This window comes from Nocardia sp. NPDC058666 (genome assembly GCF_042714895.1).
Lineage (GTDB): Bacteria > Actinomycetota > Actinomycetes > Mycobacteriales > Mycobacteriaceae > Nocardia.
On sequence record NZ_JBHXRY010000002.1, the window covers coordinates 433272 to 458414 of the forward strand.

Below are 25143 nucleotides of genomic sequence, written 5' to 3' on the forward strand. Positions count from 1 at the left end.
CGGGCCGCGGCGATGATCGCGGCAACGGCAGTGACGGCGGGACTGATGTCCGGCCTGGCCACGAGTCCGGCCTCGGCTGACCCGATCATCGATTCCAAGAGCCTGCTCGCCAACCCGGTGTCGGACAACGGCTCCAAGATCGTCAAAGCCGAAGTCAAGGACTCGCGCAGTCTGCGGCTGCACGTGTACTCCGCGTCGATGGACAACAACATCATCGTCGACGTGCAGCGCCCCGCCGACGCCTCGGTCCCGCGCCCCACCCTGTACCTGCTCAATGGTGCCGGTGGCGGCGAGGATTCGGCGTCATGGGTGGCCAAGACCGACGCGCTGACGTTCCTCGGCGACAAGAACGTCAACGTCATCCAGCCCATCGGCGGCGCGTGGAGCTACTACACCGACTGGATCGCCGACGACCCGGTCGTGGGCCGCAACAAGTGGAAGACCTTCTTCACCGAGGAACTGCCCCCGCTGGTCGACGGCGCGCTGGGCACCAACGGTGTGAATGCCATTGCGGGCCTTTCCACTTCGGGCACCACCGTGCTCGCGCTGCCCATCGCCAAGCCCGGCCTGTACAAGGCCGCGGCGGCCTACAGCGGATGCGCGCAGACTTCGGACCCGGTCGGTTCGGAGTTCGTCAAGGTCACCGTCGAGACCTGGGGCGGCGGCAACACCATGAACATGTGGGGTCCGCAGGGATCCGAGGAATGGGTCAAGAACGACCCGTACGTGAATGCCGAGGGTTTGCGGGGCGTCGACCTCTACGTCTCCACCGGCAACGGCCTGCCCGGCCCGTACGACACCCTCGACGGCCCGTACGCGCTGCCCGGCGCCTATGGCCTGGCCAACCAGATCGTCATCGGCGGCGTGATCGAGGCGGGCACCAACTACTGCACCCACAACCTGGCCAACCGGCTCAACGAGCTGGGCATCCCGGCCACCTTCAACTTCCGTCCCAACGGCACCCACTCGTGGGGCTACTGGAAGGACGAGCTGAAGCTGTCGTGGCCGACCCTGGCCCGCGGGCTCGGCCTGTAAGCGCAAGTTCTCCCGAACCGCCCCGGTAGCGAGCACGTCGCTGTCGGGGCGGTTCTTTTATCGACCTGCCCTCGACGTTTGCGAATTGTGGTTAACTTAGGTTGACTTGTCCAACCCGGTTCGCGCAACGGAAAGTGAGTGCATGGTCGCCGATCGCAGTGCCGCCGATCAGGCTCACGAGCCCGCGACCGCACCTGCCCGCGTCGTGCGCCGCAGGCCCAAGGACCGCAAGATGCAGATCATGCGGGCCGCCGCCCGCGCGTTCAGCGCACGCGGCTATTACCCCGTCGGCGTGGACGAGATCGCCGCCGAAGTGGGCATCTCCGGGCCCGCGCTGTACCGCCACTTCGCCAACAAGTACGCACTGCTGGTCGCCGCCGCCGAGGAGGGTGCTCGCGGTTTGCGCGACGTCGCCGCCGCGGCCGACGACCCGTCGCTGGCACCGGAAGCCCGCCTGGACGCGCTGTTCACCGCCGTCGCCGAACGCAATATCGACATCCGCCGCGAGGCCGGGCTGTACCGGTGGGAACGCCGCTACCTCGAGCGTGAGGACCGGGTGCGCATCCGCGCGTTCTACCGCGAACTCGAGGCGATGGTCGGCGAACCGATCGCGGCGCTGCGACCCGAGGCGAGCCCCGAGGACGTCACCCTGCTGGCCGTGGGCGCACTGAGCGCGCTGGCCAGCATCGCCGCGCACCGCACGACCCTCTCGCACGCGCGGATGCTGGCGGTGCAGCGCGAAATGGCCTGGGCGATCGTGCACGCGGAGCTGCCGCCCACGCCCGCTCCCGCCGAACCGGACAAGCCGATGCGCGGCCTGCCGGTCACCTCGAAACGTGAACAGCTGCTCACCGAGGCCATCCGGATGTTCGGCCGCAACGGCTACCACGAATCCGGCATCGAGGAGATCGGCGCCGCCGTGGGCATCAATGCCTCCAGCGTGTACCGCCACTTCGACAGCAAAGCCGACCTGCTCGCGGCCGCCTTCCACCGCACCGCCGACCGCCTCGCCGTCGCGATCGGCGAAGCGCTGGCCGAAAGCGACGATCGCGCCGACGCCGCCCGCCGCATCGCCGACCAGCACGCCCGCCTCACCTTCGCCACCCCCGAACTCATGCCGGTGTACTACGCGGAATTCAGCAACCTCCCACCCGCCGAACAACACCGCCTGCGCGCCATCCAACGCCAGAACATCCTCGAATGGGCCAACCTGCTCGACGGCGACCCGATCGAAGCCCGCTTCCGCGTACACGCGGCCATCGGCCAGATCATCGACGTCGGCCGCCTACTACGCTTCGACTCCCGCCCCGAACAGCTGGCCCGCCTTGCCGCCTTGACCGGCGCGGTCCTGCAAGGAAACGGTTCACCAGAACGCGCCTGATCCACCGCCACTCCTGCCGCTGAGGCCCCTGGCCAACTGGTCCAGCGGCCTCGTCAGCTCCGGCTGATCCACCGCCTCCCGAGGCCGTTCAACCCCGCCCGTGGCGCAATCGGAACAGCGTCTTCGCCGCCCGCAGATGCCCCGGCGCGCGGTCGAACGTCGACAACCGCACCGGCGTGCGATAACGCCTGCGCGCGATCGACATCGTCCGGCTGAACTCGCGCAACCCCTGCTGCCCGTGGCTGTGCCCCTGCCCGTACTCACCCACCCCACCGAACGGCAACGCCGGTATGCCGGTGAACGCCGTCGACGAATTCACCGTCACCACACCGACTTTCAACTGCTCGGCGATGAACTCCGCACTGGGGATGTCGAGGGTGAAGATCGTGACCGCGATGCCGTTACCCGCCGCGTTGACCCGCGTGACCGCGTCGGCCAGGTCGGCGACTCGATTCACCACCAGCACCGGCCCGATCCCCTCACCGGTGATCGCGATGCTGTCCTCGGGCACCTCGGCCAACACGATCGGCTCCACATACGGGTCACGCAACGATTCCAGCCCACCCAGCACCGCGTGCCCGCCCCGAGCCAACGCGTCGCGCACCTGCTTGCGCACCACATCCACCTGCGCGGCATTGATCATCGGCCCGTAGGAGGCCCGATTGTCCGCTCCTGGACGCAGTTTCGCCGCCCGCTCGGCCACCTTGGCCAGGAAATCGTCGAACACCGAATCCGCGACATAACAGCGCTGAATGCCCGACGCGTTCTGCCCCGCGTTGGCCATCGCCCCGAACACCGCCGCCTCGGCCGCGGAGTCCAGGACCGCGTCCACGTGCACGATCATCGAGCCCTTGCCGCTGTACTCCACCACCACCGGCGTCAGCGACTGCGCGCACAGCGCGATCACCTCGCGCCCGTCGGCTTCGGGTCCGGCATAGGCGATCTTGTCGACCTCGGACTTACACAGCGCCGTCGCGGTTCGACGATCGCCGGTAATCGCTTGCAGCACAGGCTGATCGGGCACCACCGCGCTCCAGCTGTCCGCCAGCCAGGTACCCACGCCACTGCTGAGCGCGTGCGGGTTGAACACCACCGCGTTGCCCGCGGCCATGGCGTACGCGATCGAACCCATCGGCGTGAACACCGGGTTGTTCCACGCGCCGAGCACCCCGACCACACCCAGCGGCAGATAGCCCACCGACGCGTGCTGGTTGCGCGTGAACCACCCGGTGGGCAAGCGCTTTCGACCCAGCGTGCGCTGCGCGTTGCGGGCGGCCCAGTCCAGATTCTCCACCGCCAGCATCACTTCCAGGGTGGCATCGGCCTCGGGCTTACCGGTCTCGCTGCGCAGCACCTCCACCAATTCGCTTGCGTGCCGCACGATATGGCGTCGCCAGTCCAACAGCAGGGTCTTGCGTTCACCGAAATCCAGTTCCCCCCACCAGTTCTGGGCAACGCGAGCGGAGCGCACCGCACGGGTGACCTCGGCCGGACTGCGCACGGGATACTGCGCTAATTGTTCGCCGGTGCGTGGATCGAATGCCGTGAGCACATCGGACCGACCTGTGCGCGCCGCGGTGGATGCCGACTCGGACATGGTCATCACCTCCCACAAGATCGAACACCCCCGGGTGAGACGAGTGTTTCCCCGACGTCAGCGTATGGGCGCGCGACCGCCCCGACAAGGTCATCTCACTGCCCTTGCGCTGCCCGGGTGAGCAATCCCACAGGCCCTCGCGAAAACCTCACGCAAACCGGGCGCATCAGCGCAGACCCGGCCCGGAAAATCTCCGGCCCGGTAACATCGCGCCGAACGGTATGGATCACTTACCGAGAAGCATGTATTCCGCGTGCGCTCGTCTCGTCAGAGCCGTGCGCATCCGGCCGATGGTGGAGAGTTGATGCCGAGTTCGATCTCAGTGGATAAGCCCGCAGGTGACGTCGCGTCGCGCGACACCGAACCCGCGGTGTCGGTGTCGGACGTGCGCAAGTCGTTCGGTGACGTGCACGCCCTGCAGGGCATCAGTTTCCAGGCCGAAAAGGCCAGTGTGCTGGGTATCCTCGGCCCCAACGGCGCGGGAAAGACCACCATGGTCAAAATCCTGTCCACGCTGCTGCGCCCCGACTCCGGCACCGCCGTGGTCGCCGGACACGACGTGCTCACCGACGGCGCGGGCGTGCGCCGCTCGATCATGATGACCGGCCAGTACGCCGCCCTCGACGAGAACCTGACCGGCCGGGAGAACCTCGAGCTGTTCGGACGCCTGATGGGCCTGAAGAAGTCGGCCGCCCGCAAGCGCGCCGAGGTGCTGTTGGAAGAGTTCGACCTGGTCAACGCCGGTAAGCGCGCGGTGCGCAACTACTCCGGCGGTATGCGCCGTCGCGTGGACATCGCCTGCGGGCTGGTCGTTCGCCCCGAGGTCGTGTTCCTCGACGAGCCGACCACCGGCCTCGACCCGCGCAGCCGTCAGGGCGTGTGGGACCTGGTCACCGCGCTGAAGAACCAGGGCATCACGGTGCTGCTCACCACGCAGTACCTCGAAGAAGCCGACGTGCTCAGCGACAACATCATCGTCATCGACAAGGGCACCGTCATCGCCGAGGGCACCGCCGACGAGCTCAAAGCCAGGACCGGCGGCAGCTTCTGCGAGATCGTCCCGCTGGACCCCAGCCGCGTCCCGCAGACCGTCAAAGCACTGGGCGACCTGGTCCCGGCCGCCGTCGCCGCCGAGACCGACGGCGCCGACAAGGTCTCCATCCCCGCACCCGACGGCGCCGCCACCCTCGCCGAAGCGCTGCGCAGGCTCGACAACGCCGGCATCGACCTGGCCGACATCGCCCTGCGCAGGCCCTCGCTCGACGACGTCTTCCTGTCGATCACCGGCCATTCGGGCGGCAACTAGTGAGCGTGTCCACCCCGTCGGCGAACGCGCTGTTCGCCGGTCTCCCCGCTGTGCACACGAGCAGTTTCGCGCAGTGGCGCGCGCTGACCGGGCGCATCGTGCGCACGATGGCCACCAAGGGTGAGCTGATCGTCGCGGTGCTCACCCCGCTGGTGGTGACCGTGGCCTTCTACCTGCCGTTGCGGTACGTGATGAAGGTCCAGGGCATCGACTACGCCCAGTACGTGATGCCGATCGTGGTGTTGCAGACCATGGCGATGACGATGATGTCGAACGCGCAGCTCGCGGCGTTCGAAGCGCTCACCGGCTTGAGTACCCGACTGCAGACCATGCCGATCGGTTCGCTGGTGCCGCTGATGTCACGCATCTGCGCGGGCATGGTGCGATCGATCGTGTCGCTGATCGCCACGGTCGGCTACGGCTACATGATCGGGTTCCGGTTCACCGGCGGTTGGGCGCAGGCGCTCGGATTCTGCGGGTTCGCCCTGCTCGTCGGCGTGGTCCTCACGCTCGGCGCCGACGCGCTCGGCAGCCTCACCAAGAACCCCGAGGCGCTGAGCCAGGCGCTGACCCTGCCGATTCTGATCTTCGGCATGATGTCGACCGGGTTCGTGCCCGAATCCAGCTTCCCCTCGTGGGTGCGGCCGTTCGCGCGCAACCAGCCCATCTCCCAGTTCTCCCAAACCCTCAGCGACCTGGCCGCGGGCCACCTGAGCTGGGCCGGTGCCTGGGTGTCGCTGGTGTGGATCGGCGGGCTGGCCATCTTCTTCCTCCCACTGGCTGTGTGGGCGAGTGTGAGGCGATCATGACAACAATCCAGACGTCGACGGTCGAGGAGGCCGCGGCCGACCTGCCGGTGGTGCACGCCAAGCCGGAAGGGTCGGTGTCGGTGTGGTTCACCCACAGCCTGATCCAGTGCAAACGCCTGCTGATGGTGTGGTTGCGCGACCCGTCGACCACCATCCAGACCATCGCCTACCCGGCCGTGACCCTGCTGATGTTCCGGATCGTGCTCGGTGACTCGATCACCGCCGCCACCGGAGCGCCCAGCATCTACGGCCAGGCCGCACTGCTGACCCTGGTCGCGGCCATGACCGGCGCGGTGGTCAGTGCGCTGGGATTCAAACGCGAGAAGGCATCGGGGCTGCTCAGCCGGTTCTACACGATGCCGCTGAACAAGGCGTCGCTGCTCACCGGCCGCCTGCTGGCCGAGATGCTGCGCATCCTGCTCACCACGGTGATCGTGCTGCTGGTCGCGGTGCCGCTGGGGTTCCTGTTCATGGAGGACCCGTTCGCCAATATCGCGCTGGTCTTCGTGCCGGTGCTGTTCGGCATCGGGTTCGCGGTGATGGTGACCGCCCTGGCCACGATCACCGAGGGCGTGGTGCTGATCAGCCTCATCGGCATCTTCAACACCCTGCTGATGTTCTTCAACACCGGCTTCGTTCCGGTGTTCGCCTACCCGACCTGGCTGCAGGACGTGGTCGAGAACCAGCCGATGAGCTGCGCGATCGACGCGATGCGGGGGCTGTCGTACGGCGGGCCGGTCGCCGAGCCGCTGCTCAAGACCGTCGCGTGGACGGTCGGGATGGTCGCGGTCTTCGCGTATCCCGCGATCGTGGGGTACAAGAAGGCGGCGGAGTCCTCGTAAGAGGCGAGTCCTGACAAGACTGGCGTAATCGACCAATCTGGCCCTGCGAAGGTCGATTTTCCGATCGGACCGTCGCCGATTGGTCGATTACGCCGGTTCCTCGTCGAGTTCGAGGGCTCGATCGAAGGGGTAGTCCAGCCAGCGGTCGCGGTTGGTCCAACCCACCAGGTCGTACCGCCAGCGGAACGGCCAGGTGTGCGCGACGGTGTTGAACAGGGCGATGCCCAGTGCCGTGTAGTCGTCGTGGGCCGACAGCAGTGCGCGCTGGCGGCGGTCGGACTCGGTGAAGAACGCGTCGAACATCGCGATCGACTGGTCGGTGGTCAGTCGGCCCAGACCCCACAGGCCGCGCATGCGCATCCAATACACGGCCCGCGCTTTCAACGGCCAGAGCGCGTCGATCGGGTTCTCGCCCCGCTGCACCGCGGCGACAGCGGTGTCGGCCAGCGCGAGCGAATCGGCGACGCTGTAGCCGGTGCACGGGTGCATCATGCCGCCGCGCGAGCCGAACGGGACCGCGATCGCGGTGCCCTTCTTCGGGGGCGGCTGGTCAAGGGGATAGTGGGCGGCCTCGTGCGGTTCGTCGCCGGTGAGCCGGATGCCATGGGTCGCGAGCCTGTTCAGCGTGCGCTTGCGTAACTCGTGCTGTGGCATCCCGCCGCGCAGGCCGAGGCTGGTTTCCTCGAAGATCACCGTGCCGTCGCCCAGCGGGACCGCGTACAGGAACGACGGCGGTTCGTCGGGACCCGCACCGTTCTCCGGACGCCAATCCAACAGCAGCCCTTCACCTTCCGCGACCATCGGCGCCGCGGTCTCGGCATCGACGAAGATCCCGTGCGCCGAGGCGGCCCTGCGTTTGCCCAAGGTAGGCAGGCCACGGGTGTCGAAGACGGTGCCGGCGCGAATCACTGTCCCGTCCGCGAGCTCGACTTCGTGCGCGTCCACTCGGCGGGCCCGGTCAGCGAAAACCGTCGCGTCATCCAGGGCCAGTGCCGCGTGCAACCCCGCCTTGGACAGCACGCAGTAGGGCCGCTCGATCCGGTGCTGCGCCTTGGTCCACACCGTCGGCGTCTCGATCCGCTGCGCGATGGCACTGTCGGGCAGCCACGCGGGCAGTTCGTCCACCCAACACGAGAACGTCGGCGGAAACAGTCGCTGCGGCCGCGGATCCACCGCCGCCACCCGCAACCCCGCGGCCGCCGCCCGATGCGCCAATCCCCGCCCGGACGGTCCGAGCCCGACCACACACACATCGAATTCCCGCGCAACGCTCACGCCCGCATTCAATCCGCTCCCCACACCGCGACGCAAGCACCTGGGGACGTGGTGTGCGACTCCCACCGAACGCGGACGAGTACCACGGCGCCGGGAGCCGAAATTCCGACGGACTGATGGCGGCTAGTCCTCCAGAGCCAAGGCCTGGCGCATGGTCAGGCGCCCCTGGGTTTGCATGAGCGAACGGCGGTAGATCTTCTCGGCCACGACCACGATCCCGTAGGTGGCCACGGCCATCAGCGCCAGCGCGATGAACGGTTCCCACCAGGCCGCGGTGCCGTCGGCCAGCCGGCCCGGCATGGCCACGATGGACATGATCGGCACGTAGGACGCGATCACCCGGGCGGTGCCGGTGAGGAAGATGCCCGCGAACAGCACGATCATGATCAGCATCGACAGGGGAGTGGCGGTGGACTGGAGATCTTCGCTGCGCGTGGCCAACGAGCCCGCGACCGCCCACAGGCTCGCCAGCGCGAGGAACCCGACCACGAAGAACACGATGAACCAGCCCGCGGCCCCGGCGATCTGACCCAGCTGCGCACCCTTGCCGGTCACCGCCAACCCGGCCAACCCGGCCCCGACGAACAGCGCCAGCTGGATGAACGCCAGCACCGCGTTGCCCGCGACCTTGCCGATCAGCAACTGCCGCAACGGCATCGCGCTGGCCAGGATCTCCACGATCCGGTTCTGCTTCTCCTCGACCACGCTCTGCGCGATGGACATGCCGAACAGCACCGACGCCAGATAGAACAGGAACGCGAAGACGAACGCCACGATCTTGGCCAGGCCGGGGTCGACCGCGCCCTTCTCGAGCAGCTCGTAGGACACCGTCGCGCCGCGGCTCAACTCCTCGAGCGAGACGCCCGCCGCGGCGGCATTGCGTTGCAAGGCCAGCTGTTGGACGGCGGCGGTGATGTAGGTGGTGGCGCTGTCGTCCTCAGCGGTCTTGCCGATCAGCTGCCACCCGTCGGGTTCGGCGGGGACGAGGCCGACCTCGACGGTGTCCTCGCGCACCAGCCGCTCGACCTGCGCCCGGTCAGCCACCGGGTGCGCGGTGAACGACGTGTCGTTGCCTGCCGCCAAGCTGTTGGCCGCATCGATCACGATCGAGGTGTCCGCACCGGCGATCGCCACGTCGACCTTGTCGGGCCTGCTGCTGAGAAACCCGCTGATCGCCAGCGACGCGATGATCGCCACGATCGTCACCACAGTCGAGATGACGAAGTTGCGATCGCGCAGCTTCACCACGATCTCCCGCGCCGCGACGATCCGCCACACGCCGCTCATGCCGCATCTCCTCGGCACGGTCGGGCGCCTTCGGTGGTCATGCGAGCCTCGAGGCGTTGAACTCTCACGCCGTCACCTCCCGGTAGATCTCCGCGACCGTCGGCCGCGCTTCGACGAACTCCCGCACCGACCCCCGCGACAGCGCCTCCCGCAGAATCCCGTCGGTGTCCGCGCCGTCGACCTCGAACAACACCCCCGGCCCGCCATTCGCGACCACCCGAACCCCCGGATACTCGTGTAACCACCCCGGATCCCCGTCGAACACCAGCCGATACCGCGACCCACCACTGGACCGCAGCTGGTCGACCGAACCCTGCCCGACGACCTTGCCCGCCGCGAGCACGACCAGCTGGTCGCACAACCGCTCCACCAGATCCAGCTGATGCGAGGAGAACAGCACCGGCACGCCCTGGTCGGCGTACTCGCGTAACAGCTCCACCATCGAATCCACGGCAATCGGGTCCAGACCGGAGAACGGTTCGTCCAGGATCAGCGCCGACGGTTGCGCGATCACCGCGGCCGCGATCTGCACGCGCTGCTGATTGCCCAGCGACAACGACTCGAGCTTGTCCTTGCCCCGCGCACCCAGACCGAACCGCTCCAACAGCGACCCGGTGCGCGCCTTCGCCTCGGCAATGCCGAGGCCGCGCAGGCGAGCCAGGTACACGAGCTGGTCGAACACCGGCTGCTTCGGATACAGCCCGCGCTCCTCGGGCATGTACCCGAACGACCGCCGATCGGTTTCGGTCACCGGCGCACCGTCCCACCGGATCTCACCGGACTGAATGGCCAGCACGCCCATGATCATGCGCATGGTGGTGGTCTTGCCCGCGCCGTTGCCGCCGACGAAGCCGGTCAGCGCACCCGGCCGCACCGCGAACGACACGTCGTCGACCGCGATGTTGTCCCCGAACCGCCGCGTCACGCCGACGACTTCCAACATGGCCACTCCCCGTCCTGTTGCTGCGTTCCCACGACCGTACCGGGACAACGGTTTACGCCGCGGGCGTCAGCGTGGGGAAACCCAGGTGGTGATGTCGGCGTGCACCACCTCGACGCCGTCGCGGTCGTAGATCGACACGGGAACGGTGAGTTCACGGCCCGTGGTGATGGTGGTGAAGTCGGGAATCTCGTCCAGTTTCGCGACCGCGCGCAGGCTGGTGCCCGCCTTGGCCAGGTACTGCACGTTCATCGACTTGGGGATCCAGCGGTGCGTGGTGGGCACGGTGGCCTCGCTGAGCATGCCCATCGCCACCTCAGCCAGGTTGCAGGCCGCGATCGCGTGGAAGGTGCCCAGGTGGTTGTGGATGCCGAACCACTTGGGCGAGGTGACCTCGCAGACGCCGGGTTCCAGGCGCACCACCTGGGGCAGCACCGTGCCGAAGTACGGGACCCTGGCGACCATTCCCAGCGAGAACAGCGCGTGCCCGATCCGGTTGTCGGGCAGCTTCTTCCAGCCGCGGTAGGTCGCGGTCTCTTGTGTCATGGCCGGTATCTTACTCAAAAGTAAGGTAGCAAGGAACCCTCCGCCGACCAGGTGCAGCATGCGGCCAGCTACCATTGGTCGGTACAGCCCATCCGGCGGTGCGGTCGAGGTAGAAGCCCTTCTACGGGCGTGATCGATGCCTCATGACCCCCGATTTGAAACGCGTCGTCGGCATGGTGCATACTGTTCGGGTTGCCTTGTGCAGGATGGTCGCTCTTCGGAGTGGACTTCCCTGAACAGGGGGAGCAGTAGTTTGTATCCCGCCGGTTCGCCGGTGTGGATACGTTCGGAATCACGCACTTCCGGCCGATGGTGAGCGATCACCAGGAGCCGGAGAATAAGAGTTAGGGCGACACGCCCGACCGCGTGGACCGGAGAACCATGACAGATGAACAGCGGCGAGGACTAGGTAGTGCCTTTGTGGTGCCCTGGTTGCGGGTCTTTCAGTGGGAAACCACGCTGAGGCGTCTTTCTTGTGTTCGGGCTGTGCAAATTGAGGGTGGTGCGGGAGCTAGCTCCTGTGACCACGAAGGAAAGCGGAGAAAAGGACACTTAGCGTGGCGGGACAAAAGATCCGCATCAGGCTCAAGGCCTATGACCACGAGGCGATCGACGCGTCAGCGCGCAAGATCGTGGAAACGGTGACCCGTACCGGCGCCCGTGTGGTCGGGCCTGTGCCGTTGCCGACCGAGAAGAACATCTACTGCGTCATCCGTTCGCCGCACAAGTACAAGGATTCGCGCGAACACTTCGAGATGCGCACGCACAAACGCCTCATCGACATCCTCGACCCGACGCCGAAGACGGTTGACGCGCTTATGCGTATCGACCTGCCGGCCAGCGTCGACGTCAACATTCAGTGACGGGGACTCGAGACATGACTGACAACAAGAACCGGCCCAAGGCCGGAATCCTGGGCACCAAGCTTGGTATGACCCAGGTCTTCGACGAGAAGAACCGCGTCGTCCCGGTTACCGTCATCAAGGCGGGCCCGAACGTGGTCACCCAGATTCGTACCGTGGAGCGCGACGGCTATTCGGCCGTTCAGATCGCTTTCGGCGCAATCGACCCGCGCAAGGTGAACAAGCCGGTCTCCGGCCAGTTCGCCAAGGCCGGTGTCACCCCGCGTCGCCACGTCACCGAGATCCGCGTCGAGGATGCCTCCACTTTCGAGATCGGCCAGGAACTCTCGGCTGATGTCTTCGAAGAGGGCACCTACGTCGACGTGACCGGAATCAGCAAGGGCAAGGGCTTCGCCGGCACCATGAAGCGTCACGGCTTCAAGGGCCAGGGCGCCTCCCACGGTGCGCAGGCTGTGCACCGTCGCCCGGGTTCCATCGGTGGCTGTGCCACTCCCGGCCGCGTGTTCAAGGGCATGCGCATGTCGGGCCGTATGGGTAACGACCGCGTCACCACGCAGAACCTCTCGGTTCACAAGGTGGATGCCGAGAACGGTTTGCTCCTGGTCAAGGGTGCTATCCCGGGCCGCAAGGGCAACATCGTGATCGTCAAGAGCGCCGTGAAGGGTGGTGCGCACGCATGACCAGCCTCGATAAGAAGGCCAACCTGACGCTGACCGTTAAGGCCGCAGGCGGCAAGACCGAAGGCACCGTCGACCTCCCCTCGGAGATCTTCGACGTGACCGCCAACGTCGCGCTGATGCACCAGGTCGTCATCGCTCAGCTGGCCGCCGCCCGCCAGGGCACCCACTCCACGAAGACTCGTGGCGAGGTGCGCGGTGGTGGCAAGAAGCCGTACCGCCAGAAGGGCACCGGCCGCGCCCGTCAGGGCTCGACCCGTGCGCCGCAGTTCGTCGGCGGTGGCACCGTCCACGGCCCGCAGCCGCGTGACTACAGCCAGCGGACCCCCAAGAAGATGAAGGCCGCCGCCCTGCGCGGTGCCCTGTCCGACCGGGCCCGCAACGAGCGCATCCACGTGATCACCGAACTGGTCTCGGGTCAGAACCCGTCGACCAAGATTGCCAAGGACTTCCTTGCCGAGCTCTCGGGCCGCAAGAAGTTCCTGGTCGTCGTCGGCCGCGAGGACGTCGCCGCGTGGAAGAGCGTGGCGAACCTGGAGAACGTGCTGCCGATCGCCCCGGATCAGCTCAACACTTACGACGTGCTCAACAGCGACGACGTGGTGTTCAGCGTCGAGGCCCTGAACGCTTTTGTTCACGGTCCCGCCGAGGCGGCCCAGGAGGAGAGCAAGTGACCACCATCGCCGACCCCCGCGACATCCTGCTCGCGCCGGTCATCTCGGAGAAGTCCTATGGGCTGATCGAGGAAGGCACCTACACCTTCCTGGTGCACCCGGACTCGAACAAGACGCAGATCAAGATCGCCGTTGAGAAGGTTTTCGGCGTCAAGGTCACCAGCGTCAATACCGCCAACCGTCAGGGCAAGCGCAAGCGGACCAAATTCGGTTACGGAAAGCGCAAGGACACCAAGCGCGCTCTCGTGACCCTCTCGGCCGATAGCAAGCCCATCGAGATCTTCGGAGGACCGGTCGCGTAAGCGCCTGGGACTCCAGAAAGCGAGAAGAACTCATGGCAATCCGTAAGTACAAGCCGACAACGCCGGGCCGTCGTGGCTCCAGCGTCTCGGACTTCGCCGAGATCACCCGGTCGACGCCGGAGAAGTCGCTGCTGCGCCCGCTCACCAAGTCCGGTGGTCGTAACGCGCACGGTCGCATCACCACGCGTCACCGCGGTGGCGGTCACAAGCGGGCCTACCGCGTCATCGACTTCCGTCGACTGGACAAGGACGGCATTCCGGCCAAGGTCGCTCACATCGAGTACGACCCCAACCGCACCGCCAACATCGCACTGCTGCACTTTGCCGACGGCGAGAAGCGCTACATCATCGCGCCGAAGGGCATCAAGCAGGGCAGCCCGATCGAGTCCGGCCCCACCGCGGACATCAAGCCGGGCAACAACCTGCCGCTGCGCAACATCCCGACCGGTACCACGATCCACAACGTGGAACTGCGTCCGGGCGGCGGCGCCAAGCTGGCTCGTTCCGCCGGTATGAGCATTCAGCTGCTGGGCAAGGAAGGGCCGTACGCGACCCTTCGTATGCCTTCGGGTGAAATCCGTCGCGTCGACGTGCGCTGCCGCGCATCCGTCGGCGAGGTCGGCAACGCCGAGCAGTCGAACATCAACTGGGGCAAGGCCGGCCGTATGCGCTGGAAGGGCCGTCGTCCCACCGTCCGTGGTGTCGTCATGAACCCGGTCGACCACCCGCACGGTGGTGGTGAGGGTAAGACCTCCGGTGGTCGCCACCCGGTCTCCCCGTGGGGTCAGCCTGAGGGCCGCACCCGCAAGCCCAACCGCCCGAGCGACAAGCTCATCGTCCGCCGCCGTAAAACCGGCAAGAAGCGCTAAGGAGGAGGTAAGAAATGCCACGCAGCCTCAAGAAGGGCCCGTTCGTCGACGACCACCTCCTCGCGAAGGTGGACGTCCAGAACGAAAAGGGCACGAAGCAGGTCATCAAGACCTGGTCGCGTCGCTCGACCATCATCCCCGATTTCATCGGCCACACTTTCGCCGTCCACGACGGTCGCAAGCATGTCCCGGTGTTCATTTCGGACAACATGGTCGGACACAAGCTCGGTGAGTTCGCGCCGACCAGGACGTTCAAGAGCCACGTCAAGGACGACCGGAAGAGCAAGCGGCGATGACTGAAACCATTCAGAACCCGACTGCACGCGCTACCGCCAAGCACGTTCGGGTCACCCCGATGAAGGCCCGTCGAGTCGTGGACCTGGTCCGCGGCAAGAGCGTCTCCGATGCACTGGCCATCCTGCGGTTCGCGCCGCAGGCCGCCAGTGAGCCGGTGGCAAAGGTCGTGGCTTCGGCTGCGGCGAACGCCGAGAACAACCTCGGCCTCAACCCGGCCACCCTGGTCATCTCGACTGCTTTTGTCGACGAGGGCGCCACCATGAAGCGTTTCCAGCCGCGGGCCCAGGGCCGTGCGTTCCGGATTCGTAAGCGCACCAGCCACATCACCATCGAGGTCGAGAGCGTGCCCACTGCCGGCGCTGACGCTCGTAGCCGCCGGAAGGGAGGGGCTAAGTAACATGGGACAGAAAATTAATCCCCATGGCTTCCGCCTCGGTATCACCACCGACTGGAAGTCGCGTTGGTACGCGGACAAGCAGTACGCGGAATACGTGAAGGAAGACGTTCAGATCCGCAAGCTCCTGGCCACTGGCATGGAGCGTGCAGGTATCTCGAAGGTCGAGATCGAGCGCACCCGTGATCGCGTCCGTGTGGATATCTTCACCGCGCGTCCCGGCATCGTGATCGGTCGCCGTGGAGCGGAAGCCGATCGCATCCGTTCCGAGCTGGAGAAGCTCACCAAGAAGCAGGTTCAGCTCAACATCCTCGAGGTCAAGAACCCCGAATCGGATGCGCAGCTGGTTGCTCAGGGTGTTGCCGAGCAGCTGTCCAACCGTGTGGCGTTCCGTCGTGCGATGCGTAAGGCCATTCAGTCGGCCATGCGTTCGCCGAACGTCAAGGGCATCCGCGTGCAGTGCTCGGGCCGCCTCGGTGGCGCCGAAATGTCGCGCTCGGAGTTCTACCGTGAAGGTCGCGTTCCGCTGCACACGCTGCGTGCGGACATCGACTACGGCCTCTACGAGGCCAAGACCACCTTCGGTCGCATCGGCGTCAAGGTCTGGATCTACAAGGGCGACATCGTCGGTGGTCGTCGTGAAGTGACCGCCGCCGCCGCCGCTCCGGATCGCCAGCGTCGCGAGCGTCCGAGCCGTCCTCGTCGGTCGGGTGCCACTGGCACCACTGCGACCAGCACCGAGGTCGGTCGCGCCGCCACTGCAGTGGCGGAGGCTCCGGCAGAGAACAAGGAGGGCTGACGAATGCTGATGCCCCGTAGGGTCAAGCACCGTAAGCAGCACCACCCCGGTCGCTCTGGCATGGCCAAGGGCGGCACCGCGGTGGCCTTCGGTGAGTACGGCATCCAGGCTCTCGAGCCCGCCTACGTCACCAACCGTCAGATCGAGTCGGCACGTATTGCGATGACCCGCCACATCAAGCGTGGCGGCAAGATCTGGATCAACATCTACCCCGACCGTCCGCTCACGAAGAAGCCGGCCGAAACCCGCATGGGTTCCGGTAAGGGTTCGCCGGAGTGGTGGGTCGCGAACGTGAAGCCCGGTCGGGTCATGTTCGAGATGTCCTACCCGAACGAGGAGACCGCTCGTGAGGCCCTGCGCCGCGCGATGCACAAGCTCCCGATGAAATGCAGGATCGTGACCAGAGAGGAGCAGTTCTGATGGCTACCGAAACACCGGCCGCAGAGCTCCGTGAGCTCAACGAAGAAGAGCTCGTGGCACGCCTGCGCGAGTCGAAGGAAGAGCTGTTCAACCTGCGCTTCCAGATGGCGACGGGTCAGCTCGACAACAACCGTCGACTGCGCGTCGTCCGCCACGAGATCGCGCGTATTTACACGGTCATGCGCGAGCGCGAGCTCGGCTTGGCCACGGCGCCCGCTGGCAAGGGAGATGCGGCATGAGCGAGAACACCGAAGAGCGCAACAGCCGCAAGGTACGCAGCGGCTACGTTGTCTCCGACAAGATGAACAAGACGATCGTCGTCGAGCTGGAAGACCGTCACCGGCACAAGCTCTACGGCAAGATCATTCGCACCACCTCCAAGGTGAAGGCGCATGACGAGAACGAGACCGCCCACGTGGGCGATCACGTTCAGCTGATGGAAACCCGTCCGCTGTCGGCCACCAAGCGCTGGCGTCTGGTCGAGGTCCTGGAGCGGGCCAAGTAAGGTCCCTCCTCGATCCATCGAGATCGTTTTCCGCGAAAGCCCGTTTCCCCTTGTGGGAGGCGGGCTTTCGTCGTTGGGGGAGTAGGTCTCGCGGCCGCAGGGCTCGCTGGCTCGGCATGTGGAAAGGCTCGCCTCCCCGTGTTTCGCGGAGGCGAGCCTTTTGTCAGTCGGCGGTATCAGCCGGTGAAGGCGTAGGGCTGGCGGATCTTGTGCGCGAATTCGACGATGTTGGTGACGGTACTGCTGGGAACACCGACTTCGCTGCCGATGCTGCGAGCGGACCAGGATTGATCGGTGAGCTCGAGGATCTCTTCGATCTGATCGAGAGTCAGACGCAAGGGACTGCGATGCGCGATCTGACGAGCCAGGGCCCGAACTTCGGTGTCGTCGTCGTAGTCGAATTCGTCCGCGGTCGACGGGTCTTCGTCTGACTCGTCGAGGGAGGTTTCGAAGTCGATCGGGTCTGCTGTCGGCTCAGGATCATCTGCTACCGGGACCGACTCAGGGGTTGTCGTAGCAGTGGGTTCGACGTTCGTGGCGGCGGAGCGCATGGCGGATTCTGGCGCGGACCGCGCGGTCGTCGACTCGGGTTTCGCTGCTACCGGGACCGACTCGGGGGTTGTCATCGCGGTAGCTTCTGGGGCAGACCGTGGTGCCGTCGGCTCGGCAGGTGCGATGCGTCGTGTCTTGGGAGCCACCGGCTTGCGCGGCGCGGGCACGGTGTCCAGCGCCAGTTGTTCGGCGGGTTCTGTTGCCAGGGTCAGCTGTTCCGGCTCCGCGGGGGGATCGTTGTGGACGACCAGCGGTTCGGTGGGTGGTGAGGTATCGCCAGGGAGGTCACGGGCGACGGTGCCGGCGTGCATCGTCGCCTCGGGAACCGGGTCGGTGCCGGTCGCGTCGCCGGCGGGGGACTTGGCGCCGACCGGTATTCGCCGCACAGCGGGGGCGGCGCCATTGGTCCGAATGACATGGTCGGTGCCGTTGCGCCGATGATCGGCGGCAGCTTTCCGGATCATCCCGAGGTTGCCGGGCACCGCGGGCTTGTCGGCGACAGGGCGACGCAGTGCTTCGCGGTAAGCACGCTCGGCCGCGGACGCCGCGATCGTCTCGGCCTCGGCCACCGCTGGATCGACGCTCGCGGCGGGGGTCTCGGTCGGCTGATCGTTGATGGGGAGCCGCAACGCTTGGCGATACGCGCGCTCGGCGGCGAGCATCTCAGCCTGTGTGATTGCGGGGTCGGTAGTCGGAGCCGTCGCTCGCGGAGCGATCTGGTCGGCGGCTGCGTGATCCACGCCCGCGGTTTCGGTTGGCTGATCGTTGATCGACAGGCGCTGTGTGGCCGATCCGGAACCGTCGAGCGCGCGATCCGGCGCAGGCGACATCGCGCGCTCACTGGGGGAGTAGCCAGCATCGCCGGGCAACTCCACCGAAGCGCTCTCGATCAACATCGCGTACCGCGCGGACACCCACGCGTGCAACCAGATCACAACACCCACCATCACCGGCGCGATAGCGAATTCGGCTGCGCGACCGAAGGATCCGGAGGCGAGATGCGGTCCCGCGTTCAACGCGACGGTCGTACCGAGCAGCGTGAGTTCGAACAGCAACACCTTGCCGCGTTCGAGCTCGCGACCCCAGCGGGCAGCGGTGGTGGCCGCGACCATGATGACGATGATCGGGATGGAGATCATCGCCTCGATGCCGAAGCTGAGCCAGTACAGCGGGTCGCTCATGTCCCCACTGGGCACCAGATTGTGCTGCACATTGACCCCGGCCCACACCATCCCGAGGATGACGACCCCGATCAGCGCCCGCGACGACCATTCCGCGCGCCGATACAACTGCGCCAACCGCGCATCGGCACTGGAGACCCTGCGCCGAGCGGCCAACGCCTGCCGATGCCACCGCGCGTCGGCCTCATCGGTGCGGCGAATCAGCGACCCGGTGCGCCGATCCCGCTTGTCGGCGGCCATCTCGTCGACAACAGCCTGTCGCCGCTGCTTACGCCGCTTGGCCCGAATCCATTCGGCCAGCTCCCGCTCGGCCCGAATCTCGTCATCGGACAATGCCTCGTACAGCGCGGTGTCGTGCTGCAGCGGCAGCTTGTCCCGAGCCGCAGCAACCTGCAGCGCAAGTGCCGTGACCTCGGTACTCGGCGCGACGGCCGCACTATCGCTGCACCGATCGTCGGACATCTCGCGCCTTCCGCGTCTCGAACCCCAGGCCCATCGAACATATGTGTGATTTCCAGAGAGCGTAAACGCCCCCCGCCCCCCGGTCAACGACAACGCAAAACTGGACGCCCGATCACCACGCTCTGAGGGCGGGATTTCGATCGAAATTCCTACCTGAGAGCGTGGTGATCGAGCGTCCAGATCAGCTGAGCGCGGTGTGCCAGACGATGGCGGCGGCGAGGGCGCCTGCGCCGTTGAGGGACCAGTGCAGGGCGATGGGCGCGAGCAAGCTGCCGCTGCGGCGGCGGAGCCAGGTGAAGACCATGCCCGCGGCGGCGGTGGCGGCGACTGCGAGGGTGATGCCGACGATCTGGCCGAGTAGGCCGCCGCCGACGATGGCGGACAGGCCCTTGTTGCCTGCGGCCAGGCCGAAGGACGACGCGATGTGCCAGAGGCCGAACATCAGGGATCCGGCCGCGAACAGGCCGCGCACGCCGAGAACCCGGTCCAGCGTGCCGTGCAGGACCCCGCGGAACGCGAGTTCTTCGGGGATCACGGTCTGCAGCGGGATGACGATCATGGACGCGATGAGCGCGCCGGAGATGGTCGCGTACCGATCAGCGAGGAAGAAAGGCCTGGTCAGCGGCAATAATGCGCCGATCGCGACGGCGGTCAACACGATCCCGACAGCGCCCAGCGCATAGACGGTCCCGCGTTTCCAATGCCGTGGCGAGAGCCCGAGTTCGTGCCAGCCCAGTCCCCGCTTGCGCATGAGCGCGAGCAACGCGACCGCCGCGATCGGCACGGTGACGATATTGGCCCAGGCGGTGGTGAAGTGGGCGATCAAATTGGTGCCCGCCAGCACCACGACAACCACAGCGATGTCGAGGTAGGCGTGAAGTTTCGGCCGGGAATCGGCGATAGTTGCGGACACGTATCGAGTGTACGGAATTATCACGAAACGGAAACGGGCCGATAAATGCGGGGCAACCGCCGACCCCAGCGTTGAGCGGCCGCGAGTCAGGCCTTCAAGATCGACACGCTGTGAGCGACTAGACAGCCGATTCGGACCATCCGGGCATATCCGTCCACGCCTGCAACGTGCGCCGCGTCTCGAACCGCCGCGGTTCCCCGCTGAGAGGATCGGTGAATTCCAGCGATGCCGCCAGCAATTGCAACGGCCGCGTGTAATCGTCGACCGACTTATCGGTGATCACCGGATAGAAATCGTCGCCGAGAATCGGCACGCCGAGCCCGTTCATATGCAACCGCAGCTGATGAGTGCGCCCGGTGTGCGGCCGCAGCCGGTACCGCCCGAGCCCGTCGCGATGCTCGACCAACTCCACCTCGGTCTCGGCATTGGGTTCGCCGTCCACCTCGAACGCGGCGAGCACCTGCTTCTCCTTGATGATCCGGCTGCGCACGGTCCGCGGCAGCTCGAGCGCGGGATCGTAGGGCGCGATGGCCTCGTATTCCTTGCGCACGGTCTTGCGATGGAACATCGTCTGATACGCCCCGCGCCGCGCCGGATTCACCACGAACAGCAGCAGCCCGGCGGTGGCCCGGTCGAGTCGGTGCGCGGGGATCAGGTCGGGTAGGTCGAGGTCGTTGCGCAGGCGCACCAGCGCGGTCTGCAGGATGTGCTGCCCGCGCGGGATGGTGGCCAGGAAGTGCGGTTTGTCGATCACGAGGATGTCGTCGTCGCGATGCACGATGCCGATCTGGAACGGCACGTCGGTTTCGACCGGCAGGTCGCGGTGGAACCACACCGCGCCGCCGGGCACGTACGGCGCGTTCGGCGCGAGCGGGCCGTCGAGATCCACGATCTCGCCCGCCGCCAGCATCGCGTCGATTCTGGCCGGATCCACCCGCGGCAACCGTTCGACGAGATGGTCGCGCACGGTCGCCCACTGCCCGTCGTCGGGGAGTCGGAGTCGGGCGGGATCGAGGCCGTGCCGTTTCGGCAGCGGCGGCTGCTGCCTACGTCGCATAGGAGCAGTCTGGTCCGACGGCCGCAAACCTCTCAACTTAGGCTAACCTACCCTTGGCGAGTTGCCGCGAACAGGTTCGAGAGGCGAGAACGATATGACGGTGCAGGTAGCGCCGCCGCCGGGGGTGGAGTCGGGAAACCGGCCGACCAAGGCGGCAGCGAAAGCGCAGAAGCAGGCAGAAGCGCAGGCGCGCAAGGAGATTCTGGCACCGGTATCGGGAATGCTGACCGTGGCGAGCCTGCTCGTGGCCGTGGCCTCGGTGTGCTCGGTTGTCCCGTTCCTGCTGATCGTGGCGGCCTGCCGCGAACTGCTGAACACCCCGGTCGACACCGACCGCGTGTGGTGGCTGTTCGGCGCGGCCGTGCTCGTGCTCGTGGCGCGCGCCCTGCTGCAGGCCGTCGCGCTGACGTGGTCGCACGCCGTGGACGCCGGCTACCAGCTCACCCTGCGCCGCCTGCTGGCCGACAAACTCACGCGCGTGCCGCTGGGTTGGTTCGGCGAGCGCAGTTCCGGCGAGGTCAAGAACTATCTGCGCGATGACGTGGAGGCCCTGCACTATCTGGTCGCGCACGCCCGGCTCGAGTTCGTCGGCGCGCTGGTGGTCCCGCTGGTCACCCTCGGCTACCTGGTCACCGTCGACTGGCGCCTGACCCTGGTGCTGCTGATTCCGCTGATCGCCTACTTCATTCTGTTCGGCAAGATCATGGACCGCGACGGCCGCGACCGGCTCGCGGTCTACACGCGTTGGGAGCGCCGCACCGCCGAGGCGACCATCGAGTTCGTCGACGGCATCCAGGTGGTGCGGGCGTTCGGCCAGGCGGGCAAGGCGCACAAGGAGTTTCAGGACGCCGTCGATGGACAGGTGCGGGCCGCGCATCGGATGAAGTCGCCGATCATTCGCGTGCAGTCGGCGTCCGACATCGTGGTGATGCCGGTGTTCGTCATGCTGGTGGTGGTGCTCGGTGGGCTGGCCGGGGTGGGTCTGGGCTGGGTGGATCCGCTGGATCTGCTGCCGTTCCTGCTGGTCGGGCTGGGTATCGGCAGCTCGCTGTTGGGTCTGGGTTACGGTTCGCAGGCGTTGCGTGCCGGTGGTGCGGCCGCGCTGCGTTTGCATGAACTGATGCAGACACCGGAATTGGAAACCGCCGCAACCGAAGCCGGAATCCAGACCGGAGTTGTCGCGTTCGAGGGTGTCGAATTCGCCTATCGCACAGGACATGACGTATTGCGAGGCATCGACCTCGAACTGACTCCCGGAACGATCACCGCCCTTGTCGGCCCGAGTGGTTCCGGCAAGTCGACATTGGCGAAACTCCTGCCGCGTTTCTATGACGTGGGCGCGGGCCGAATCACTATCGACGGCCGCGATATTCGTGAATTCACCACCGAAGAGCTGTATCGCACCGTCGGATTCGTTTTCCAGGATGTCCGGTTGATTCGCGGCTCGATTCGCGAAAATCTTCTCCTGGCGAATGCCGACGCAGACGACGAAGCCATCGAACGCGCCGCACGGGCCGCCCAGATCCACGACCGCATCCTCGCCCTGCCCCGCGGCTACGACTCCGAAATCGGCGTCGACGCCACCCTGTCCGGCGGTGAGGCGCAACGCCTTTCGATCGCCCGTGCCCTGCTGGCCGACACCCCGGTCCTGGTCCTGGACGAGGCCACCGCCTTCGCCGACCCCGAATCCGAAGCCGCCGTCCAGGACGCACTCGCCGCCCTGGTCGCCGGACGCACTGTCCTGGTGATCGCGCACCGCCTGCACACCATCACCGGCGTCGACCGAATCCTGGTGTTGGACAACGGAACCCTGGTCGAACAGGGCACGCACCCCGAGTTGCGCGCCGCCGGCGGGCTGTACCAGCAGCTGTGGGAGATCAACGAAGCCGCGCTCGGCACCCTGGCCATGGTGGAGGAAACACGATGATCCGCAAGGTTTTCCGCCTCGTCCCCGACGAGTTCGCCCCGCTGATTCCCCGCCTGCTCGCCGCCATCGTGCTGCAGGCACTGTGCCAGGCCATCGCGTATCTACTGCTGGTTCCCGTGCTGGAAGCCCTGTTCGGCAATGACCTGAGCGGCGCGTGGACGTGGGCCATCGGCATGGCCGCCGCCGTGCTCGGCGTGGTCGTGTTCGGCTACCTGCAGGCCGTGATCGGCCTGCGCATCGGCCTCGGTATGCAACGCGGTCTGCAGACCCGCCTCGGCGATCAGCTGAACGCGTTGCCGCTGGGCTGGTTCGAAGATCGCGACGCGGGCCCGCTGTCGCGCGTGATGGTCGAGCAGGTCCGCGAGGTGCAGGGTCTGATCGCCTACCTGCTCACCAAGGTGCTCACCGGCATCATCGTGCCGCTGGTCGTGGCGATCGGGATGCTGTTCATCGACTGGCGGATCGGGGTGGCGATGCTGCTGGCCGCGCCGGTGCTGTACCTGGTCAACAATCTCGCCAACCGCGCGTACACCGGCGCCGACGTACGCCTGCACGAGGCCGCGGCCGAAGCCGATTCGCGCGTAGTGGAATTCGCGCAGGCGCAGCCGGTCCTGCGCGCCTTCGGTGCGGTCGGAGTCGGCAACAAGAAGCTGGATTCCGCACTGGTGCAACAACGTTCGGCCGTGTCGAAGATGATGGTCGCCACGGTGCCGGGCCTGATCGTGTTCGCGCTGTTCGTCCAGGCCGTGTTCCTGGTGCTGGCTTACATCGCGGTCGTCCAGGTGACCGACGGCTCCGTTTCGGCCGCCGCGGCGATCGCGCTGATCGCGGTGAGCGCGCGCTTCATCGAACCGGTGAACCAGGCCGCCCAGCTGGGCACCGCCCTGCGCTCGGCCGCCGCGGCAGCCGACCGCATCACAGACCTGCTCGCCGAAAAGCCCCTACCGACCCCCACCGACCCGGTCACCCCCGGCGCCCCCGCGGTGCTCTTCGACGAGGTGAGCTTCGGCTACCGCCCCGGCGAACCCGTCCTGTCCGACCTGACCTTCGAGGTCCCCGCGGGCACCACCACCGCCATCGTCGGACCCAGCGGCTCGGGCAAAACCACCCTGCTGCGCCTGGCGGCCCGCTTCTACGACGTCGAGTCCGGCACGGTCTCAGTCGGCGAACACGATGTGCGCCAACAACCTTCGGACACCCTCCTGGACCAGCTGGCCCTGGTCTTCCAGAACGTCTACCTGTTCAACCGCTCGGTCGCCGACAACATCCGCATCGGCAACCCCGACGCCACCGACGACGACCTGCACCGCGCAGCCGAAGCAGCCAGAGTCGACGAGATCGTCCAACGCCTGCCCGACGGCTACGACACCACCGTCGGCGAAGGCGGAACCTCACTGTCCGGCGGTGAGCGCCAACGGGTTTCGATCGCCCGCGCCCTACTCAAAGACGCCCCGATCGTCCTCCTCGACGAAGCGACCAGCGCTCTTGACCCTCACAGCGAAGCCGTCGTCGTACGAGGAATCCACGAACTCACCAGAGACAAAACAGTTCTCGTCGTAGCCCACCGCCTGACCACCATCGCCCACGCCGACCAGATCCTGTTCCTGGAAGCAGGCCGCATAGCCGAACGCGGCACGCACACAGAACTTCTCGCCCTCAACGGCCGCTACGCCGCCTTCTGGAACGAACGCGAACGCGCAACCGGCTGGCGCCTGGAACCCGCCCCCGCATAGAACGGAAGCCTCGGCGGTACTGAAAACACCGCCGAGGCATCTACTTCAGAAGCCGCGCAAGCGATCTGGCGTTACGCGGATGGGGACCGAGTAGGCCTCGAAGAACTCCTGCTCGGTCATCTTGATGTCCACGAAACCCTTGGTGTACTTGCGGGCGTAGTGGGCGATCTCGTCGGTGCTCGGCGGGTCGTCCACTCGGGCGGTGCCGGTGAAGACCACGACATCGTCGCCGGTTTCGGTGGAATTGAAGTTCAGGGAGACCCGGGGGTCGTGCGCGAGGTGGCGCAGTTTCTTCGCCTTGGGCATGGAGAAGATCAGGAACTCGTCGTTCTCCCAGTGGAACCACACCGGATTGGGCTGCGGGGTGCTGTTCGCCCCCACCGTGGTCAACCAGATCACGGTCTCCTTGGCCAGCCGCTTGCCGACCTTTTCGCCGAACGGGGTGGCGGCGTCGAGAATGGACACGGTGTTCTCCTCGCAGGTGGGGGACACTTCCGTGC

27 protein-coding genes are annotated in these 25143 nt (G+C 66.5%); 18 read left to right on the forward strand and 9 right to left on the reverse strand.

Annotated features, from left to right (window positions below; all coding sequences use genetic code 11):
* The first annotated feature begins 12 nt into the window (after positions 1-12).
* Both ACFWVD_RS08520 and ACFWVD_RS08525 read left to right on the forward strand, forming a co-directional pair.
* Positions 13-1035, forward strand: a complete 1023-nt coding sequence (locus ACFWVD_RS08520; RefSeq protein ID WP_379241560.1) for an alpha/beta hydrolase — start codon at positions 13-15, stop codon at positions 1033-1035.
* 142 nt (positions 1036-1177) lie between these two features.
* Complete coding sequence (locus ACFWVD_RS08525) at positions 1178-2416, forward strand: TetR/AcrR family transcriptional regulator (RefSeq protein WP_379241369.1); 1239 nt, start codon at positions 1178-1180, stop codon at positions 2414-2416.
* Between the two features lie 88 nt (positions 2417-2504).
* Here ACFWVD_RS08525 and ACFWVD_RS08530 read toward each other — a convergent pair whose 3' ends face one another.
* Positions 2505-4013 carry an aldehyde dehydrogenase family protein gene (locus tag ACFWVD_RS08530; protein WP_379241370.1) on the reverse strand — a complete coding sequence of 503 codons (1509 nt, stop codon included), beginning with the start codon at positions 4011-4013 and terminating at the stop codon, positions 2505-2507.
* A gap of 304 nt (positions 4014-4317) precedes the next feature.
* Here ACFWVD_RS08530 and ACFWVD_RS08535 point away from each other — a divergent pair, with 304 nt between their 5' ends.
* Genes ACFWVD_RS08535 through ACFWVD_RS08545 form a run of 3 tightly spaced genes read left to right on the forward strand, consistent with a single transcriptional unit; the run spans position 4318 to position 6970 of the window.
* On the forward strand, positions 4318-5319 hold the full coding sequence (locus ACFWVD_RS08535) for an ATP-binding cassette domain-containing protein (RefSeq protein WP_379241371.1): 1002 nt from the start codon (positions 4318-4320) through the stop codon (positions 5317-5319).
* Positions 5319-6128, forward strand: coding sequence for an ABC transporter permease (locus ACFWVD_RS08540; protein WP_379241372.1), 810 nt, complete (start codon positions 5319-5321; stop codon positions 6126-6128). The genes ACFWVD_RS08535 and ACFWVD_RS08540 overlap by 1 nt, the downstream gene beginning before the upstream one ends.
* Positions 6125-6970, forward strand: coding sequence for an ABC transporter permease (locus tag ACFWVD_RS08545; RefSeq protein WP_379241373.1), 846 nt, complete (start codon positions 6125-6127; stop codon positions 6968-6970). Before ACFWVD_RS08540 ends, ACFWVD_RS08545 begins: the two co-directional genes overlap by 4 nt.
* Before the next feature lie 87 nt (positions 6971-7057).
* On the opposite strand, the gene ACFWVD_RS08550 is transcribed toward ACFWVD_RS08545, so the two are convergent.
* The 4 genes from ACFWVD_RS08550 to ACFWVD_RS08565 all read right to left on the reverse strand — a co-directional run bounded on the left by ACFWVD_RS08550 (position 7058) and on the right by ACFWVD_RS08565 (position 11018).
* Positions 7058-8245: a lycopene cyclase family protein gene (locus ACFWVD_RS08550; protein ID WP_379241374.1), complete on the reverse strand. Its 1188-nt coding sequence runs from the start codon at positions 8243-8245 to the stop codon at positions 7058-7060.
* 123 nt (positions 8246-8368) lie between these two features.
* A complete protein-coding gene (locus ACFWVD_RS08555; RefSeq protein ID WP_379241375.1) occupies positions 8369-9532 on the reverse strand; it encodes an ABC transporter permease in 1164 nt (387 codons plus the stop codon).
* A gap of 64 nt (positions 9533-9596) precedes the next feature.
* Entirely contained in the window at positions 9597-10475 is an 879-nt protein-coding gene (locus tag ACFWVD_RS08560) for an ABC transporter ATP-binding protein (protein ID WP_379241377.1), read from the reverse strand.
* A 66-nt stretch (positions 10476-10541) separates the two neighbouring features.
* A complete protein-coding gene (locus ACFWVD_RS08565) occupies positions 10542-11018 on the reverse strand; it encodes a hotdog fold domain-containing protein (RefSeq protein ID WP_379241378.1) in 477 nt (158 codons plus the stop codon).
* Positions 11019-11575: 557 nt separating this feature from the next.
* Between ACFWVD_RS08565 and rpsJ the strand changes: the two genes are divergently transcribed.
* From rpsJ to rpsQ, 11 genes are read left to right on the forward strand one after another with little or no spacing between them, the layout of a single operon-like run.
* Complete coding sequence (gene rpsJ, locus ACFWVD_RS08570) at positions 11576-11881, forward strand: 30S ribosomal protein S10 (RefSeq protein ID WP_040804197.1); 306 nt, start codon at positions 11576-11578, stop codon at positions 11879-11881.
* A gap of 14 nt (positions 11882-11895) precedes the next feature.
* Complete coding sequence (gene rplC, locus ACFWVD_RS08575; protein ID WP_379241379.1) at positions 11896-12561, forward strand: 50S ribosomal protein L3; 666 nt, start codon at positions 11896-11898, stop codon at positions 12559-12561.
* On the forward strand, positions 12558-13232 hold the full coding sequence (gene rplD / locus ACFWVD_RS08580; RefSeq protein ID WP_379241381.1) for a 50S ribosomal protein L4: 675 nt from the start codon (positions 12558-12560) through the stop codon (positions 13230-13232). The genes rplC and rplD overlap by 4 nt, the downstream gene beginning before the upstream one ends.
* Complete coding sequence (gene rplW, locus ACFWVD_RS08585; RefSeq protein WP_378953639.1) at positions 13229-13534, forward strand: 50S ribosomal protein L23; 306 nt, start codon at positions 13229-13231, stop codon at positions 13532-13534. The genes rplD and rplW overlap by 4 nt, the downstream gene beginning before the upstream one ends.
* A 32-nt stretch (positions 13535-13566) precedes the next feature.
* The gene (gene rplB, locus ACFWVD_RS08590) at positions 13567-14403 is read left to right on the forward strand and encodes a 50S ribosomal protein L2 (RefSeq protein ID WP_378953642.1); all 837 of its coding nucleotides are present in this window, start codon (positions 13567-13569) and stop codon (positions 14401-14403) included.
* Positions 14404-14417: 14 nt separating this feature from the next.
* Positions 14418-14699 carry a 30S ribosomal protein S19 gene (gene rpsS / locus ACFWVD_RS08595; RefSeq protein ID WP_056818481.1) on the forward strand — a complete coding sequence of 94 codons (282 nt, stop codon included), beginning with the start codon at positions 14418-14420 and terminating at the stop codon, positions 14697-14699.
* Positions 14696-15097: a 50S ribosomal protein L22 gene (gene rplV / locus ACFWVD_RS08600; protein ID WP_379241382.1), complete on the forward strand. Its 402-nt coding sequence runs from the start codon at positions 14696-14698 to the stop codon at positions 15095-15097. Before rpsS ends, rplV begins: the two co-directional genes overlap by 4 nt.
* 1 nt (position 15098) lies before the next feature.
* Positions 15099-15893 (forward strand): 30S ribosomal protein S3, encoded by a 795-nt coding sequence (gene rpsC / locus ACFWVD_RS08605; RefSeq protein WP_062982459.1) that lies wholly within the window; start codon positions 15099-15101, stop codon positions 15891-15893.
* Between the two features lie 3 nt (positions 15894-15896).
* A complete protein-coding gene (rplP, locus tag ACFWVD_RS08610) occupies positions 15897-16313 on the forward strand; it encodes a 50S ribosomal protein L16 (protein WP_056818475.1) in 417 nt (138 codons plus the stop codon).
* On the forward strand, positions 16313-16552 hold the full coding sequence (rpmC, locus tag ACFWVD_RS08615) for a 50S ribosomal protein L29 (RefSeq protein ID WP_056818473.1): 240 nt from the start codon (positions 16313-16315) through the stop codon (positions 16550-16552). The genes rplP and rpmC overlap by 1 nt, the downstream gene beginning before the upstream one ends.
* A complete protein-coding gene (rpsQ, locus tag ACFWVD_RS08620; RefSeq protein WP_379241383.1) occupies positions 16549-16818 on the forward strand; it encodes a 30S ribosomal protein S17 in 270 nt (89 codons plus the stop codon). The genes rpmC and rpsQ overlap by 4 nt, the downstream gene beginning before the upstream one ends.
* Positions 16819-16994: 176 nt before the next feature.
* Here rpsQ and ACFWVD_RS08625 read toward each other — a convergent pair whose 3' ends face one another.
* From ACFWVD_RS08625 to ACFWVD_RS08635, 3 genes are all read right to left on the reverse strand, one after another.
* Positions 16995-19013 (reverse strand): hypothetical protein, encoded by a 2019-nt coding sequence (locus ACFWVD_RS08625; RefSeq protein WP_379241384.1) that lies wholly within the window; start codon positions 19011-19013, stop codon positions 16995-16997.
* A gap of 181 nt (positions 19014-19194) precedes the next feature.
* A complete protein-coding gene (locus ACFWVD_RS08630; RefSeq protein ID WP_379241385.1) occupies positions 19195-19926 on the reverse strand; it encodes a CPBP family intramembrane glutamic endopeptidase in 732 nt (243 codons plus the stop codon).
* A 118-nt stretch (positions 19927-20044) separates the two neighbouring features.
* The gene (locus ACFWVD_RS08635) at positions 20045-20983 is read right to left on the reverse strand and encodes an RluA family pseudouridine synthase (protein WP_379241386.1); all 939 of its coding nucleotides are present in this window, start codon (positions 20981-20983) and stop codon (positions 20045-20047) included.
* 94 nt (positions 20984-21077) lie between these two features.
* On the opposite strand from ACFWVD_RS08635, the gene ACFWVD_RS08640 reads away from it, so the two are divergent.
* Together ACFWVD_RS08640 and ACFWVD_RS08645 are read left to right on the forward strand one after the other, a co-directional pair.
* Positions 21078-22910 (forward strand): ABC transporter ATP-binding protein, encoded by a 1833-nt coding sequence (locus ACFWVD_RS08640; protein WP_379241387.1) that lies wholly within the window; start codon positions 21078-21080, stop codon positions 22908-22910.
* Positions 22907-24643, forward strand: a complete 1737-nt coding sequence (locus tag ACFWVD_RS08645) for an ABC transporter ATP-binding protein (RefSeq protein ID WP_379241388.1) — start codon at positions 22907-22909, stop codon at positions 24641-24643. Before ACFWVD_RS08640 ends, ACFWVD_RS08645 begins: the two co-directional genes overlap by 4 nt.
* Positions 24644-24688: 45 nt before the next feature.
* On the opposite strand, the gene ACFWVD_RS08650 is transcribed toward ACFWVD_RS08645, so the two are convergent.
* Positions 24689-25108, reverse strand: coding sequence for a TIGR03667 family PPOX class F420-dependent oxidoreductase (locus tag ACFWVD_RS08650; RefSeq protein ID WP_379241389.1), 420 nt, complete (start codon positions 25106-25108; stop codon positions 24689-24691).
* Between the last annotated feature and the right edge of the window lie 35 nt (positions 25109-25143).